Source organism: Dehalogenimonas alkenigignens, from assembly GCF_001466665.1.
Classification (GTDB): domain Bacteria; phylum Chloroflexota; class Dehalococcoidia; order Dehalococcoidales; family Dehalococcoidaceae; genus Dehalogenimonas; species Dehalogenimonas alkenigignens.
The window spans coordinates 1721170-1738080 of record NZ_KQ758903.1; the positions used below are offsets into that span (position 1 = coordinate 1721170).

Below are 16911 nucleotides of genomic sequence, written 5' to 3' on the forward strand. Positions count from 1 at the left end.
GAGGAAGCGTAAAGAAAGGGGAGGGGCCGAAGCCCCTCCCCTTTTCCATTGTTGAACGGCCGTAGTTAGCTGTTGGTGACAACCAACGTTACGATTACCGAGCAGCCTCCATAGTTCTCACCGTCACCACTGTAGGTGATCTTGATGTACCACGTCCCGGCGGACGTCGGGGTGAATGACACGCCGCCATTGAACGGCATGTCGTTGACTGCCCCGGAGCCGACGGTGATGGTCTTGTTAGCGCCGTTGGGGAACTTGGAGTCCTTGGAGGCGATGACCGTGAAGGTGCCGCCAGCCGCGCCGACATCGTTAACGGTGTTCAGAGTGAAGGTGATGTTAACCGGAGTATTCTTCACTACGGACGCAGGCAGGGCTGCGACGACAAGGCTGGTCTGGATATTGCAGTCGGCGAAGCCGATGTTGGCGAGGGCTTTAGCCTGCTGCGGGTTGGCCTTGCCGGTCGAACCCAGGATGGGATCCAGGGCGACATCGTCACCGTCCTCGTTGTAGGCGCCGAGCACCGAGCCGAGCATCTTGATGGCCGGAATATCGGTACCACCGAGGATAGCAGCGATCTCAGCCGGGCTGTAGCCAGCGGGCAACGGAGCTCCGCCGGGCATGGCAGCGTTCAGCAGGGCAGCGAGAGCCTGGTTAGAAGCGATGATCCTGGCCTGACACAGAGCGCTGCGGTTGGAACCGTCGGAGTTCTTGGCGTTGTTAGCCCAGAATACACCCATCAGGTCGTTAATGTTGGTGATCTGGCGCCAACCGAGATCAATGAAACCAACATTATCGTTATCAACCTCATCACCGGTGTAGTTGTCGAAGATCATCTCGGTGAAGTCAAGGTGGGTTGACCAGAAGCCCTGAGTACGAGTGGCCTCATTGACCTCAACGAAGACCTCGGCGTACTCAGACTGGTACTGCGGGTAGTCAACGGTGTTGCCGAACGGATCCTCGCCGTGGCCCCAGGTGGAGAAGGTGGTGTCCTGGGTGATGGTCACGTAGACGATCCAGGTCCAGGTTTCACCTGGCTCAAAGATGCCGTCGCCGTCATCACCGGAAGTCGGGGTAGAGATCGGCGAGAACGGGTATTCGACATCATTAGCCAGCAGATGAACATGGGCATCGGTCAGGTTGACATCGCCGTCGTTGGTGTCCGAGATAGTCAGGGTGACGTTGCCGTCAGCAGTGGTCTCCCAGACAAAGTCGAACAGGGTCATAGTGGTGTGCGGCCAGTAGTTGCCGAAGTGGTTGTTGTTGTCAATCTGGCTGGAAACCAGGGTGACCGCATGACCGTTCGCGCCCAGCAGTTCAGTGCCGGTATTCAAGCCGCCGGCCAGAACCGGGGTAGCGGGGTAGGACTGGTAGTACGGCGTACCCAGTTTGTCCTGCATGACTTCAACGACGATGTACTTGCCGGGATTGACGGTGAAGGAGTAGGCGCCGTTGACGTCGGTCACATCAGTGAACAACGGGCCAGCGTCATACTCAGCCTGGTCAAGCAAGCCGTTACCGTTGGTGTCTTCGTAGATGCGGATGGTCCAGCCTGAAAGCAGGACTTCATCATCGGCGTTGCCGAGGATGTTATCCACGCCGTCAGCATCACGTACACCATCAGCGTCGTACTTATCGTTGAACTTGTAGCCGGACTTTTCAGCCGTGGTCCAGTTGCCAAAGTCGTTGCCCGTCAGGGCAGCGCCGGAGGTGAAGGTCTCTTCGTGATAGCCGGAGACCGGGTAGGACTGCGTCCAGCCAGCCTGGGCTACTTCCTTGACCTTCCAGGTGCCAGGATTGATGCCGGTGATGGTGTAGGTGCCATCAGCGGCGGTGGTGGCAAAGGGCTCATTAGCGTCCTTGACGCCGTTGTCGTTGTAGTCGACGTAGATCACCCAGCCAGCCAGACCGGTATCTTCGGCGTCCTTGTCACCGTCGGCATTCATGTCTTCAAACTTCATGCCGCTCTTCGAAGCCGTGGTCCAGTTGCCAAAGTCGTTGCCGGAATAAGTTTGACCGCCAACGAAAGTCTCCTCGTGGTAACGGCCAAACGCATCTGATGTAGCCGGATATGAGGCAAACCAGCCAGCCTGGAGTACCTCTCTAACTCTCCAGGTTCCCGGAGCGACGTTGTTGATGGAATAGGTGCCGTCACCCGCGGTTACAGCGGAGGGTTCCGTGGCGGCGTCGAACACGCCGTTGTTGTTGTAGTCAACATAGATGGTCCAACCGCCGAGGCCGGGTTCGCCGTTGTCCCAGACCCCGTTGGCGTTCAGGTCATGGAACTTGGTACCAGTCTTAGTGGCGAAGGACACATTGCCGAAGTTGACGTTGTGCTGCATAGGCGCAGCGTCGGTTAGGGAAACAATCCAGCCCCATTCGGCCAAATGAGCAGGGCCGATAGCGGCCTTAATATTATTCGGGAAATTGTCGATGAGGGAAGAGTTAGCGCCCGGTGGGACGTTTCCAACGTTATAAGGAAACGTCTGTGTCCAACCCGCAAGGGGTGGATCACCAGGACCCACATGCTCGCCAATGTACCATATCCCTTCGGTCAGGTTAGGGAATGAGTAAAAACCATTGGCGTCTGTGGTTTCGTGGACATCAATAACGATTCCACCTTCAAGGACCGAATACATATGAATGTCCCAACCCGGAATAGCGGGTTCACCAGGATCCCAAATATGATCAGCATCCCGGTCCTCGAATTTGTAACCGTCAATCAACCCCACCGGCTTGGGCGGGATGGGGATGGGAACGTCCTGCTGGCCGGTGCCCTCAACTTCCAGGTGCATATGCCCGGACGAGCCCGGTTGATAACCTGAGCCGTTCTGCACGGAAGTGGGCCAGGCGTCGGTGGCATAGAGGTAACCGCCCCACTTTGCCAGGTCAGCATCGGTGGCATAGAAATCTTGCAGAGCGTTAGACCAGACGAAGGTGCGAGACAGGTGCGCCTGGTAGTAGATAACGATAGTGTTGGAATCTACGGTGACACCGCCCTTACCGAGGATGTCACTGGGGTGAATAATGAAAACGTGCTTGTCGGTCCCCGGTGCGACATCAAGATCGCCGAGGGGGACCAGGCTGCGGTTAACCTGTTCATTTGGCAGGTTAAGCAACGCGAAGTTGGTCCACGCCCACTCATCTGGATCATTCTGACCCAGCTGGGCGCCAGCGATATTATTCGCCTGGGGGCCGCCTCCAGAAGTTGGGAACCCCTGAAGGTCAGTCAGGTCGGTGGTGCCAACCTGGATGCCCCTGATGAGATCAACGAACATACCGTTGGCATCGTGGAAGTCAAAGGAAAGCACGATGTCGGGGAAATTGGCCAAACCAGGGTAATTTGTCTGGACGTTAGTAATGACGAGTTTGTAAGGTACCCACTCGCCCTCCGCCCATTGGTTACCAAGGTTGCCGCCGGTCCAGCCGGCACTATAAGCGCCACCGCCACCTACAGTCACGCGGTAACCATTAAGACTGAAGTTGGTGGCCTGTGCGCTTACCGGCACTGCCAGCGCGGGAACGAGTACCGCCGCCACGGCGGCCAGTACCCCCGCAAATACAAGGAATTTCTTAAAGACCCTTTTCATGTTTCAAACCTCCTCCGTTTGCTCGTGTCTCGGGTCAGGGGCTGCCGTTTTGTGCCGTGTACCTCACCTGCTTCCTCTAAGAAAATAGAAAAACCGACCTTTAATCCCAGGCCGGTTTCACTACTGGCTCCCCGTCCTCCAAGTGACCAGTTACGGAGGGGCGGATTATCGCTTCCTGTCAGGCGGATATATGCAGTCAAATCCCTTTGTGCCGGTTCTCCCCCTTATACTTCAGGATTGTAACGGGCGGTAAAGGCTTTGCGGTATCCGTATGTTTACGTAATTTCGCATATGCGGTTACGTAATTTCCATAGATGCCGCGGGCGGCGGTTTGTCCTCCTCCAAAAGAAAAACCGGCCTCTCCCAAGCCGGTTTCACTGTTGGCTCGCCGGGCCCCAAGTGACCAAATTGGGGGGCGCCGGGTCACAGCCTCCTGGATATTCCATACTAAGGCTGCGTATAGGTGAAGTCAAGATGACTAAACCTCACCAATCCTTACTTTTTGAGGGTATTTTCAGAAAGGGGCTGATAATCTGATGGTTTATACCTGGTAGTTATTACAATACGTTATTGTTTATCGGGTTGCGGGGGTATGAAACAAGCATTTGAGGAAGGGGGGAGGGGATGGGTGGTGGGCTACGGTGTACGACAGACAGAACTCCGGTGTTTGAGATAGTGTTCGATGCCCTATAGCAAGCCGGTTCGAGTCATGCTTATGCGGAGCCCGAGGAACAATAGGTAGTCCTGAAAAGAGTATTTGAACACAATTTCTACCTGACGATTTTGGATTTCATGACATGGTCGAGATTGTTTTCAAAATCCGGGCAATGTCCTTGTGCCGGTTGCAGAGTGGTGAATTGCCTTTTGCCAAAAATCTTGCCCCCTAGGGTGTTTTGTCGCAAAAACCATGTAATATAGGGGCACATTTTTGGTGTTGACCACGGAAACTTCAGTCGGATACTGCTGACCAAGATAACCTAAAGACGAGAGTTGATGCCGATAATGATCTAAAAGTGACCTTGTGCGTTGATTAGGCAAAGCGTTAGCTACTAGTTTTCGCCATTTCCCATCGTCCCCAAAAAATTGATCCAATGAGGTCGTGTTCGACTCGATCGCCCGTTTAATCCCTCCGATTTGGAATACGAGGATGATGTCCACACGGCGGGATCCTGTTAGAGCCCGAAGTGTCTTAAAATCTATATCCCACGTGAATGGGTCGATGAAGGCCAGACATAAAGCATTCGGTGGGATGAAATTGACGATCTTGTTTATGATTTCACTATTATTACAATTCCCTGGAAGGATTAGTTTTTCACTGGCTGCGTTAATGGACTGGGATCGGGCGTTCAACGAATTGATATGACTCTCATCTGAATCGACAAAAACATAATGTGTAAAAGGAGGCATTTGGCTCAGAGCAATCATTGGCGATCCTTGAATTGTTTCCCCGGTACCGCGAACAGTACACAATCCGGGTCCGGCAAATAGGTCTAAATAGACCGTCTCAGGCCACCGGCTTTTCATGCCGTTCGTAAACAATGAAGAATAGTACCTTAAGTAGTGGAGTTTATTTTTTGCCCATGGGCCCAATTCTAAGAGGGGGTAGCCGTCTGAATTTGGTTTTGACTTACAGCGATCGCACACGATTCCTCCAGACGTCGTTCTTTTTATTGGCTACGATTTCATCAAGAGAATTTCGGGTAATTCCTTCCACAACTGGCCATCCAATAGTGCAAGTTGTTCACCTCGTTTGTTCCTGGTACCACCAAGCTGTTTAAGAAAAAACGGGAGCTTGACCAGGGAGCATTGATCGCGTATCTCCCTTACCCAGTTCAAATCCATAGTGCGTGCGCCAGGCCCACTCTCCCCTCCTACTATCACCCAATCCAAATCCTCAAGTGGCAAATTCAGTTGACCTAACAATGGCTCACAAGACACAAATTTCACTGCAGCCGGTACTTTTTTCAGCTTCTCAAGGCGCCAAATATAATCCTGATTCTCGACGGTTACGCCCATCAAGAGATTACTTGGCCATGATAAATAGGGTGAGATTTCTAAAAGACGTGACGCCCGTTTCGTAAGTATCTGAAACCTGTGCCAAGAAGCAGTACGGATCGTTGTAAATACAGCTTCGATAAATTCGAGAGGTATTTGCTCGTGGAAAAGGTCAGACATGGAATTGACAAAAATCTGAGTTGGGCGCTTCCAACTCAGGGGGAGGCCAATTAAATCATCATGCAGGGTAACCCGAAAACCATTTGTGTATCTTGGGTTACCCATACATTTTAATCGATTGGCGAACCTTGCGGCATAGCAATGGGCGCAACCGGGTGATATCTCAGAACATCCGGTCACCGGATTCCAAGTCGCCTGTGTCCATTCGATAGATGACTCAAAAGACATTAATACCGCCTTGATCAATCGAGCCATTTTAACACTTAAAGGGACAGCCACGCTAAACCTTGGGGCCGTACCTTCATCGGCAGTGATTGTTAAGTCAATCGCCCCGAATCTTATCGTTCGCTAATCCTCAGGGGGTGTTTTATGTAGACACCTTGGACCGGTTTTTGGATACTTACGCGCGACTTTAACCATTGCCAAATAATAACTACATTGTTGTCTTGCTTGCTTAGTAGCCTCATTTTCCATGCATGTACGACAATTCGGCATGTCAAGACATGTGCAACCTCCGGGGTGATTTTTCCCAGCCATATTTCTCCAAGTCCCAATTACGACTAAGTGCGTCCTCTTCGATTAAGAGTTCTGAACCATGAGGAGAATTCTTGTCTCGTCATCGTAGAATTGATGGTTTGTACAGGAGCAGAGGCCGTTGCGTCTACATTTTGAACTTCCATCAATAGAACTTGATCTTCGCATGAAGTGCCAGCTTTTGAGTAGTTTACAAGAAATAATTTGGCCCCAATGACTTGCGAAAGTTTCCAAAGAGATATAAATTTCATTGAATTTTTCATGAAATACCTGTTAGGATGGCTAGATAAAGGTGTAATCCCTCTTGTTGATTGTTTTTCCTCACAAAGTAGAAATTCCACAATGACATAGCGTTTATTTTCATGATCCCATTGAATTCGATCAAAATTGATTGCGTATGTCGGATCGCCAGCCAACATTTCTTTTACAAATTCAACAGCGCTAGAATCTTCAGATCCTAATGGTTTACTTTCATTTACCATTCTATAATCCCTCATTGAATATCATTTAGGATAATGCGAATATGAGTTGATGTGATTTAGGTTCTTTTCAACCATGTTTCATTAGATCATCGATCGTTCTAGCTACAACGAATCTCGCTGGGTTATCAATAACCGCAATAGAATCAAAATGTACTTTACCACACTCAATCTTGGCGCTTTCTTTGTCGCGTAAGTCCTCTGTAAAAAGGCTGCCCTTGGTTTCGACCACAAAGTAGAGACGTTCGGTGTCATCTTTATCAACTAACACAGCCCAGTCCGGGTTGTAGCTGCCCAAGGGAGTCGGGACTTTGAACCAACCAGGAAGTTTGGCGTAGACTTTCACGGCTTCATTCTTTTCAAGACCTTCGGCGAAAGTGCGTTCGACGCCGGATGAGCTATAAACGACGTGCTCATAAACCGACTTCTCGGAAGCCAACATGTTTTTGAGATACCCGGTCAGTTCTTCTCGTTCAAAGAGCTCCTGAGCGTAATAGTATTCGTTTCCTAGCCGCCGGTATTTTATACCATCCACCAAGGCCAAACGCTTAGTGTGATTGATCGAATCAGTCGCTAGCTCAATGAACTGCTGAGGATTGTGTTTAAAATCATCCAGACGGCCACTGTTGGTCAAGATGCGCACCAGACTTCGGCGAGTTAGCTGCGTCTTGTCCTGAAGGTCCGTCAACAGGTCAGGTAATTCGATATCTCTTTCTTCAATTGTGATCGGTGCCGCGGCAGCCGTTTCCTCCGATAAGACGCCACCTCGACCGATAGCTATGTCGGCCTTACGAATTTGAACTCTCGTCCTAGTAATTGGTGGGCAGTCTGCGAGCGCCCTTGCACATTCCGTCACCAAGTTATTGTTATCAAAATGCACTCGATAGGTGGTCTTGTGCTTAATGCGATCCCAAAGAGCCTGAAACTCTTCGCTATGAAGGACAGCCTGACGCGTCTTCACCTGCATACGTTCGTCCGCATTCTTGATATCCAGTTTGCCTGCCAGTTTCCGCAGGATATCCTTTACTTGTGCGAGATGCGGTTGAAACGGTTCAGGGAGCTCCAGCGTATCCTCTTTTAGCACGATACGCAGGGAGTCCTGAACTTGCCCTTTGGCGTCCACATACCCGGCTTCCTTCAAATGTAACCAGAGGATTTCGGATTGTGCTACACCAAGCGCCGCAGTTCGTCCATCTTTGTCCATAATCGGGAGAGCGGCGAACTGATGCTTCTCCACGGTACCAAAACGGATACCGGTGTCCTGCTCAATTTCCTTTTGGAGATTTTCGGCGAACTGCTCATATCCTTCTGTGGCGATGACGGTAAGTGTGTTGATGTCAAAACCGCGCAGGCGCTCGCCTTGCTGGTTCACGCATAGGCGCAATCCGCGTCCGATTGTCTGGCGACGTTCTCGCTCGGTACCAATATCACGTATGGCGCAAATCTGGAAGACATTCGGGTTATCCCAGCCTTCCCGCAGTGCGGAGTGAGAAAAGATAAATTTCAGCTTCGTGTCAAGACTTAATAGCTTCTCTTTTTCCTTCATAATAAGGTTGTAGGCACGTTCAGCATTTTCACGGTTGCCTTGGTTGTTTTCGGCGGTATCTGTCCATGTTCCCTTCTTATCAATGGAAAAATAACCGTCGTGTACTTCGGTAGCCTCCGATTCTAAATCCACGTCACGAAAAAGTGTGCGGTATTTCGGTTTTGCGACAGCCTTGCGATATTCTTCTTCGAACGTGACGGCATACTTGCCCTTAACCGGTTCGCCATCGTCGTTGTATCTGCGGTAATATTCAACCCTATCGATGAAGAACAAAGTCAGGACTTTGATCCCCTGCGGTCGCAAGCGTAGTTCCTTGTCCAGATGTTCCTCTATAGTACGGCGAATCATGAGCCGTTTGACTTCATCGCTCGCGATATCCCCGATGACTTCGCCAGGGCGCAACGGTTTCTCCAAGTTGCTCAGTTCGAGGTATTCGTCGCCGATTTTGCATCCAATGTTTTGTACCAAACAATCCGCATATACAGCTCGGCCTGCAACCTGCTGAAGATCATCACCCGGCTTGACACTAACTTCTTTCCGACTCACTCCCGTCAGTTCCTGCACGTCAAGTTCGACTCTAGCGGTAAAGAACCCTCGTTTGTTACTCGTGGATATCAATTTTACGTAACCCCGGTTGTGACCGCCTTCAACCTGGAGGGAGGCTACTTCGATTTGCTTGACTAATTTCCGCTCATAAGCGTCGACCGCGTCCAGACGGTACACCATGTGATGCTTATCAACGTGAGTGGCAGAATACCTCAATGTGCTTAGGGGGTTCATGGCTCCCAATGCCTCTTTGCCGCGCCCCTCCAGGCCACCGTCCACGCTTTGAGGCTCATCCACGATTAGGATCGGCCGGGTAGCCTTGATGAGGTCAATAGGCTTCTCTCCGCCAGTCTTCTCGCTGTCCTTGTAGAGATTATTCACATCTTTCTTATTGATTGCGCCTACCGTTACCACCATAATCTGGATATGGGGACTGGTCGCAAAATTCCGCACCTGGCCGAGCTTGCTGGAGTCATAGAGGAAGTATTCAAATGGAGTATTGGCAAAAAGGCTTTGAAAATGCTCTTCAGTTATCTGCAGCGTCTTGTACACACCCTCTTTAATGGCTACAGACGGGACGACGATGACAAATTTAGTGAAACCATACCGCCGATTCAACTCAAAAATCGTGCGTAGGTAGACATATGTTTTTCCGGTGCCAGTCTCCATTTCAACCGTGAAATCGCCAGAGGCCAGAATCGGAGATGGTCTGAGACCATTCCGAAGTTGGATATCTCCCAGATTCCTTAGTATTTCGTCATCCAGGAGTTGGAGACGGTTGCCTATACCTAACTCATTCTCCATTCCTGGCAAGCCCAGTTGATCGGTCGCAATTTCCCGGGTAACGGTAAACTCAGTACGACAGATTTCTTGGCCGCGGAATAAATCGCATACTGCTTCGATAGCATCATGCTGATAGTCTAGGTTTGGCTCGAATTGAAGTTTCATCATCATGGTTTTAGAGACTCCTCACGTTTTCCAGACCATATTGATCGAGAATCGCAGTGAGGTTTGTTTTTGACACGTCGTCAGCGAAGGCACTATCACGGAAAACAATTTGGACTTCGCCCGCCGGCGCTAGTTGCTGGTGCCACTCCACGATACCGAGCGAAAGCGGCTCGACTTCGGCGGATGTGATTTGGGTATCTAGGCAGACAATCAGCGTGCCAGCGCCGATACTATGTACTGTCTTCCCCGCAATGGTTTTATGCTCGATTGGCACAGTTAGGTCAAGCCCGAGCTTTAGCAGCAACTCGAACAGGATATCCTGCTCAGTACGATCGGTTTTGATGTGTTCAGCATGCGCTTCTAAAGTCGCCGCCAGGTTGTCACGGTCCGGTTCCCATGCCCGGATATTGCTTGAATCGAGTTTGAACACGCGGAAGCCTAAGTCACCCATAAAAAGGGGGGCCTCGTCTCGTATTTTTTTCGCGGTTCGACGAAGCCGTTCTTTTGTAAGTTCTGCGATATTGTGTGGCTTCGCAAGCTTGTCACAGAAATTCGCAGCGATTTTTTGGCCATTTTCTTGAGGATTAAGCGCTTCGGGCAGCTGGATAAGAATATATCGACGCATACCATTATCATTTGCGTTCTGAGCCATGACCGCGTGGCCAGTTGTTCCGGAGCCTGCAAAGAAATCAAGGACAACGGCATCTTTATCGGCAAAATCCAATATCCGTTGAACTAAGCGTGTTTGTTTAGGATTGTCGAAAACTTTCTTCTGCTCAAAAAGGGCAAGAACTTCTTTCGAGCTACTTGTCGGTAAGTCAAACCATATATCGTTAAGTAGAACACTATCAGAAGGTGGAACGTAATGCTCTGGATTTCCATTCGATGAAAGCCTGATGAAGTCCAAGTCATCATCAATTCGTTCCATATAGTACGTATCAATTTCTTCTTGTGTTATCGCTTCTTCGGTCTTTCCAATTGTTGATAACATCTCTTGAAAATTACGAACTGCGATTTCACTGCGTGATTGTGACCAACGCCATTGTCCAGTCTCAGGTGTTATCCCGAGAAGTTGGTAGCGCATAGTTGGACGATCAGTTCCTCGCCAGTGATTATTCCAGCTCCCAGAGCGTGTTTCGTCCAATGGTCTGCGCATTTGTGGGAATCGATAGTCTGAACATTTGGAATATATTAAGATAAACTCGTATCCACTACCCAATTTGTCCCAGGTGTTAAACTGGGCTTGAACGGACTTCGCTCCCCTCCGAATAACCACCATATTACGGTAGTTCTCTTCTCCAAAAATGTCATCACACATTTTCCTCAGGTTTGCTATTTCATTATCATCGATGCTAATAAATATCATCCCGTCATCCCTGAGTAAATTCCGAGCCAACCTCAGGCGCGGATACATCATGTTGAGCCAATCGGTATGCCACCGCCCAGATGCTTCGGTGTTGCTTGTGTTCTTCCGGCCGTCCGATTCCATTTGTCCAGTTCGCATGAGATAGTTTTTGATGTTGTCCTGAAAATCATCAGGATAAACAAAGTCGCTACCAGTGTTATAGGGCGGATCAATGTAAATTAGCTTCACTTTCCTGGCATAGCTCTTCTGAAGAAGTTTGAGAACTTCGAGATTGTCGCCTTCTATCATGAGATTTTGTGTAGTTTCCCAGTCAACGCTATCCCCCGGGCACGGACGAAGGGTGCCTGAAGAAGGAGTCAAGGCAATTTGGCGGGACCTGCGCTTGCCAAGCCAGTTGAGACCGTATTTCTCCTCGGTTTCATCGACCTTACCGCCGAGGAGTTGCTTGAGCACGTTGAGATCAACATTGCCCTCTGTGAGGGCTTCAGGGAAAAGGGTTTTTAGCTCGGCGATATTCCATTTGATGATATCAGTCGATTTGGTTTCGGAATCCTGGGTGGTCAGTTTCTTCATCTATTCGTCCTTTAGGCTCGCAACGATGGCGGCCAATTCCGTTTCCATCCGCTGGATTTCAAGATTCAATGTCACGCGGCGGCTAACCTGCTTTTCTTTTTCTGCCTGGGCTCGAAAGAGGCCAATATTATGTTGGATTCGAGTTAATTCATCGAGGCTCTTACGCAGGTTGGCCGCCTTCACACCGAAGATCGGGCGCACGAATTCGCCGGTTTGGCGGGCAGCCTCCATTGCAGAGACACAGTCGAGCCATCCTTGATATAAGGTAAACAGATTGTGACCGGGCAGACTCGACAATGCCAGACTGGCTAAGAACGCGGATTCGTCACCGGTAAGCTCGTCCGGCTTGAAAGGTGCGGTGCGGCGTAAATCTTCGATAACGACTTTGCCTATCTCACCTTGAGACCAGCGCTTATGGGCGAGTGAAAGATCGATAGCCTCGTCCTGTGAAGCGACAAGCACTACTGGATATGGAATGGCCCGATGGATCAACTCGACAAGGCGGGGCGCTTTGGCGGATACGCGGAGTTTAACCGAGAGAATGGCGATTTCAAGATATTCGCGAACATCATCCCGAAATGAAGGAACCCCGATATTAGTTGGCTTTAGGGCCGCAACCCAGAAGAGTTCGTCGATGCCATCTTGAATCAGGCGTTTATCCGCGACAGTTGGGAAATCCTGTTCCAGCAGCAGTTTTTTAGGCACCCGCTGGTCAAGGCGGGCTTCGGATGGTATCGAGAAAGCGTTGATAACCGCGGTCAAGCTCATTTGCTCGGATTCTCCGGAACCACGACAAGGAACGCGATCACCTCGAAATCATTGATGCCCTGGAATTCGCCTTTGATGGCATACGTACCGCCTGGTATGAACAGGCTGGCTAGGGCACGTTCTTCTTTTTTCCCGACAATGGAGGCGATGGCCGCCGACAGCAACCCCTGGGCAACTCTCATGTCAAAGCCGTTTTTGGTTGCCTTTTCATATGCCGAGCAGGAGACGGCATCGGGAAGATCCCGGCCGATACAAAGCCGTTTCAATCGGTCGAGGACCTGGCGGGCTTGCGTGAACGGAAGCAGAACCGCTCCGTCCTCCCCTACATGAACAACATAGTTGGGTGCAAGCGGATAACCGGGCTCGATGGATTTTAATGCGTTATCGCCGACAACTCGCAGACAGAATATGATACCCGGGGGTATAGACGCCTCCCCAACCTCCTGGGAGGTGGTAACCGCCATCGCCCCAAAAGGATAGGTGTCCAGTTTGCCGGGGTGATCTTTCATGAAATCGGCCAGATCGGTGCGAAAATCGTTGAGAGTGAGGTCGGCGATAGAAACGCCGCTACTGAGGTCTTCGAGGTCAATCACCGCGTCTTGTAGCTTGAGGAGCTGCTTGCGGCGGTATTCGAGGTCGTTCATCTGGTTGCCTGACTGATGCTCGATGATGTTCTCTTCTCCGGTAGCTGAAATATCCAGCAGTACCATACGCCCGCTGACGCGCTGTTCGAGGTTGATATATTCCTCCAACTCCATGTTGGGCCAGAAATTGACCAGCTGGATAACCTCGTTTGAAGAGCCGATGCGGTCGATACGGCCGAAGCGTTGGATGATGCGAACGGGATTCCAGTGGATATCGTAATTAACGACGGTATCGCAATCCTGGAGATTCTGACCTTCGCTGATGCAATCGGTCGCTATTAGTAAATCTATATCGCCCTCGCAGGCGAAGTCTACCGGACGTTCCTTGGAGCGCGGTGAAAAGGCGGTGATGATGCTGGTGAAATCCTTGCGGAGCCCTGGGAGAGTGGCCTGATTATGGCCAGCACCTGTGACAAGGGCTGACTGCAGCCCCAATTCCTCTTGGGCCCAACTCGAGAGTTCTTCGTAAAGATAGTGCGCGGTGTCCGCGAAGGCAGTGAACACGATGATCTTCTTATTACCGTGGTTCAGTGGCCGTCTGCATTTATTCTCGATCACTTCCCGAAGCGCCTTAAGCTTGGCGTCGCGCGCGGAATCCACCTGCTTGGCGGCCGAAACGAGTGTGGCCAATCGGTTGCGGTCCTCGATGAGATCCTGTTTCCAGCGGATCAGGTCAACGTCCTGTAGGAGTACTTTTACTTTCCTTCCGACTAGCAAACTCTCGAATGAAGTGTCGTCCATATCCACATCTTCGATATCGATTTCATCGATCGCTCTCTCATGATTGTCAATCTTGGCTAATGTTGCGTTTACGTCTTCGATCTGGCGAGAAACGGTAAGCGCGAACGAAGTTACGGAACTCTCCATACGTTTGAGAACATTAATACGGAGCAAATGCACCAGGCTCTCTTCCCGGTCGACCTGGCGGAAGAAGCTCTCGCCCCCACGTATGCGTGTACTGTACTTGGCGTCATAAGCTGCCTGTTTATGTGGTAGTACGTAGCGCAATGGTGCATAGGCGGCGAGTGTGAGACGCCGAATTTCGTCATTGATCTCTCGGATCGACCTAAATTCACCCGCGCTGTCGACGTCCGGCTTTATGTTGATCGGTTTTAGCCGTTCCGGGAAACGACCGGTCTCGTCAATGCCGTAGTATTTTTGTATATGTTTTCGCGAACGAGCAATCGTGAGTAGGTCAAGGAGCTTAAAATAATCGAAACCGAGCATGTCGATAAGCAGCGAAGGCCTGCGCTTGTTTTCTTCTAGACCCAGCCAACGATTGAATTGGAATTGCGCCTTCCCTACCGTATTCTCGATGCTGGAGATGCCGTGTGTCGATAGCGCCATATCATCTGACTCGGTAATGAAGGCAATCTGGTTTTTCAAATCTGCCAGGCGGTTATTGACCGGAGTGGCGGAAAGCATCAGCACACGGGTTTTGACACCGTTTTTAATAATGCAGCGCATGAGGCGGTCGTAACGCGTCTCGCGGTCGTTATGCGTGGATTTGTTTCTAAAGTTGTGGGATTCGTCGATTACAACCAGGTCATAATTTCCCCAGTTGATGTGTGCTAGATCGATATCGCCGGAAGTCCCATTATCGCGTGAAAGGTCAGTATGATTGAGGACGTCGTAATTAAATCGGTCAGAGGCTAATATGTTGCGGCGATCATTGGCTTTATACAGCGTCCAGTTGTCGCGCAGGCGCTTGGGAACTAGCACTAGCACTCTGTTGTTACGGAGCTCGTAATACTTGATTATGGCGAGTGCTTCAAAGGTTTTACCTAGGCCGACGCTGTCGGCGACGATGCAACCACCCAATCGCTCCAGTTTGTCGATAGCCCCAATAACCCCATCCTTTTGGAACTTGTAAAGTTTCTTCCAGACAACCGTATTGCGAATGCCAGTGGCGGATTTAACAACGCGTTCCTCATCTAGTTGGTCCTCACCATTCTTAAAAAGGTGAAACAGCGTCAGGTAATAGATTAGCGAAGGGGCCTTCAGCTCTGACAGATCTCTCAGGCGAGCCAGAAATGTGTTCTTGAACTCATGCGAGGCTGGTAGCGAATTCCAAAGGTTTGTAAACCAGGAACCGAGTACGGCGGACTCTTCAGGAGCCTCAGAACATTGAATCAGGCTGAATTGATTACCTGGAGTAATCCCCAAACCCTCAGTGGTGAAAGGACAAGCTCCAGTAATTACACTCTGAGCCTTGTTGTCTGGTTTACGTACAATGAGGATCGACTGTGGTGGGGATGTTTTCACTCCGCGCAGGTCGACCTTGTCATTCACCCATTTGGCACACTCGCGTGCTAACCAGCGTTGCTGAAGACGATTTCTAAAAGCACGATCCGAATCCGAACCGGTCAATCCCAGTCCATCGTTAGTATTGGGCAGGACAAACCGACATACATCAAGTTTATCTAACAGGTCGTTCAACTCGGCAAAAGCAAAGAGGGAAAAACCAGAAGAAGAGAAGTCCAATGACGATTCCGGAACGATGGCACGCCGTAATTCATCTACTACACGATCGCTACCGGTGTTTTTAATGAGTTTCATTATTGTAAACTCCAAAGAAGATAGGTTAGAACTCGGTGTGTAACAATCCTATTTCTTCCTCTTACCACGCCTCGGCTCATTGTAGTTCGACGCAAATTTCGCAACTTCATTCTTGTCAATCAGCCACATATTGTGGATCTTTTTGGCTGGAATACGACCCTCACGACACATTCGTTTCACCGTCTCCCAATGAACGCCAAGGACTTCAGCTGCTTCGATTACATTGAAATAGTTATCAAGCACCGGCATAACATTTTCCCCCCTGAAGACCTATCGGTGTCGCAATATTACTATTGCGACACCGATAAATCAAGAGAGGAGCTAGACGAATAAGCCAGTAAGTTGTGAGTCCGATCTGTACAAAAAAAAGAGGTCCTGAAACAATTTCAGGACCTCTTTTTTAGCAATCGCTTTTTTACTCGATTAATCGTCAGATGCGGTAGTGCCGCTTTTTGATGTTAACGTATCAGGATTCTTCAAGAGACACCCTCGTTATTATTGGGGTACCAGGACGAGTTGGTCACCGCTTTCAATTCTTTTTCGCTCTTCAACCACGGCGCCAGTTGGTAAAGACTCCCGAACTGTCTTTATCGCCCCCTTAATATTGTCGATGCGTCCGATGCTGCTGGTTAGATGGGCTAGGCGTTCATCGACGTATTGCGGAATATCAGCGATTCCTCTAGCTGCGATTGCGACAAGCCTAGCCTGTTCCAATGGCTCGGCGGCTTGGTCAATGAATTCTTCGACCATATCCATCGCCTCGCTGACTTTAAGAGCGCTCCATCTGATAGGCAAAGTTACACCTCCATTCGGGCACAGTAGCCCTTCTTATTTGCCGGCATTGACAGATGGCCCTGCGCCGGCGGACAGGGGCTGTCTGGGCTAGTATTCGTCCGGGAACAAGATCGTCGTCGCCGACCGGTCGGCCTCGGTGATGACCCAGATTTTGGGCAATCCCGCGGCCGTGTACGCTGAAAGCAGTCTGAAGCCCTTTTTAAGGCTGAGATCGTTCTCCTGCTTGTCGGCTTCGTCAAGGTCGCCCCAGTCACCTTTAGCATGGCGGTTCAAGGAACGGCGCATGAATTCGGCAAACTCGGGCTTCTCACCGGCCAGGGCGAAGACTCCCCGGGTGGCTACCACCTGGCCTAATGGGACGGTTGGATTGATTACCAATAGTGCGTCCATA

11 protein-coding genes and 1 riboswitch are annotated in these 16911 nt (G+C 50.3%); all 11 genes read right to left on the bottom strand.

Annotated features, from left to right (window positions below; translation table 11 throughout):
- Nucleotides 1-65 precede the first annotated feature (65 nt).
- The 11 genes from DEALK_RS08940 to DEALK_RS08985 all read right to left on the bottom strand — a co-directional run bounded on the left by DEALK_RS08940 (nt 66) and on the right by DEALK_RS08985 (nt 16910).
- Complete coding sequence (locus tag DEALK_RS08940; RefSeq protein ID WP_058439877.1) at nt 66-3587, bottom strand: hypothetical protein; 3522 nt, start codon at nt 3585-3587, stop codon at nt 66-68.
- A 357-nt stretch (nt 3588-3944) separates the two neighbouring features.
- A riboswitch (cyclic di-GMP riboswitch) is annotated at nt 3945-4030 on the bottom strand.
- 370 nt (nt 4031-4400) lie between these two features.
- Nucleotides 4401-5231, bottom strand: coding sequence for a three-Cys-motif partner protein TcmP (tcmP, locus tag DEALK_RS08945; RefSeq protein ID WP_186007597.1), 831 nt, complete (start codon nt 5229-5231; stop codon nt 4401-4403).
- Between the two features lie 30 nt (nt 5232-5261).
- Nucleotides 5262-6017, bottom strand: coding sequence for a DUF5131 family protein (locus tag DEALK_RS08950; protein WP_338032942.1), 756 nt, complete (start codon nt 6015-6017; stop codon nt 5262-5264).
- Between the two features lie 305 nt (nt 6018-6322).
- Nucleotides 6323-6778 carry a hypothetical protein gene (locus DEALK_RS10010; RefSeq protein WP_144437101.1) on the bottom strand — a complete coding sequence of 152 codons (456 nt, stop codon included), beginning with the start codon at nt 6776-6778 and terminating at the stop codon, nt 6323-6325.
- A 67-nt stretch (nt 6779-6845) separates the two neighbouring features.
- On the bottom strand, nt 6846-9815 hold the full coding sequence (locus tag DEALK_RS08955) for a type III restriction-modification system endonuclease (protein ID WP_058440116.1): 2970 nt from the start codon (nt 9813-9815) through the stop codon (nt 6846-6848).
- A gap of 10 nt (nt 9816-9825) precedes the next feature.
- Nucleotides 9826-11754 carry a site-specific DNA-methyltransferase gene (locus tag DEALK_RS08960; protein ID WP_058439880.1) on the bottom strand — a complete coding sequence of 643 codons (1929 nt, stop codon included), beginning with the start codon at nt 11752-11754 and terminating at the stop codon, nt 9826-9828.
- Entirely contained in the window at nt 11755-12522 is a 768-nt protein-coding gene (locus DEALK_RS08965) for a DUF4391 domain-containing protein (protein WP_058439881.1), read from the bottom strand.
- Nucleotides 12519-15725 (bottom strand): helicase-related protein, encoded by a 3207-nt coding sequence (locus DEALK_RS08970; protein ID WP_058439882.1) that lies wholly within the window; start codon nt 15723-15725, stop codon nt 12519-12521. The genes DEALK_RS08965 and DEALK_RS08970 overlap by 4 nt, the downstream gene beginning before the upstream one ends.
- Before the next feature lie 48 nt (nt 15726-15773).
- Nucleotides 15774-15974: a helix-turn-helix domain-containing protein gene (locus DEALK_RS08975; protein ID WP_058439883.1), complete on the bottom strand. Its 201-nt coding sequence runs from the start codon at nt 15972-15974 to the stop codon at nt 15774-15776.
- Between the two features lie 246 nt (nt 15975-16220).
- Complete coding sequence (locus DEALK_RS08980) at nt 16221-16520, bottom strand: hypothetical protein (RefSeq protein WP_058439884.1); 300 nt, start codon at nt 16518-16520, stop codon at nt 16221-16223.
- A gap of 87 nt (nt 16521-16607) precedes the next feature.
- On the bottom strand, nt 16608-16910 hold the full coding sequence (locus DEALK_RS08985; protein WP_058439885.1) for a hypothetical protein: 303 nt from the start codon (nt 16908-16910) through the stop codon (nt 16608-16610).
- Nucleotide 16911: the final 1 nt, after the last annotated feature.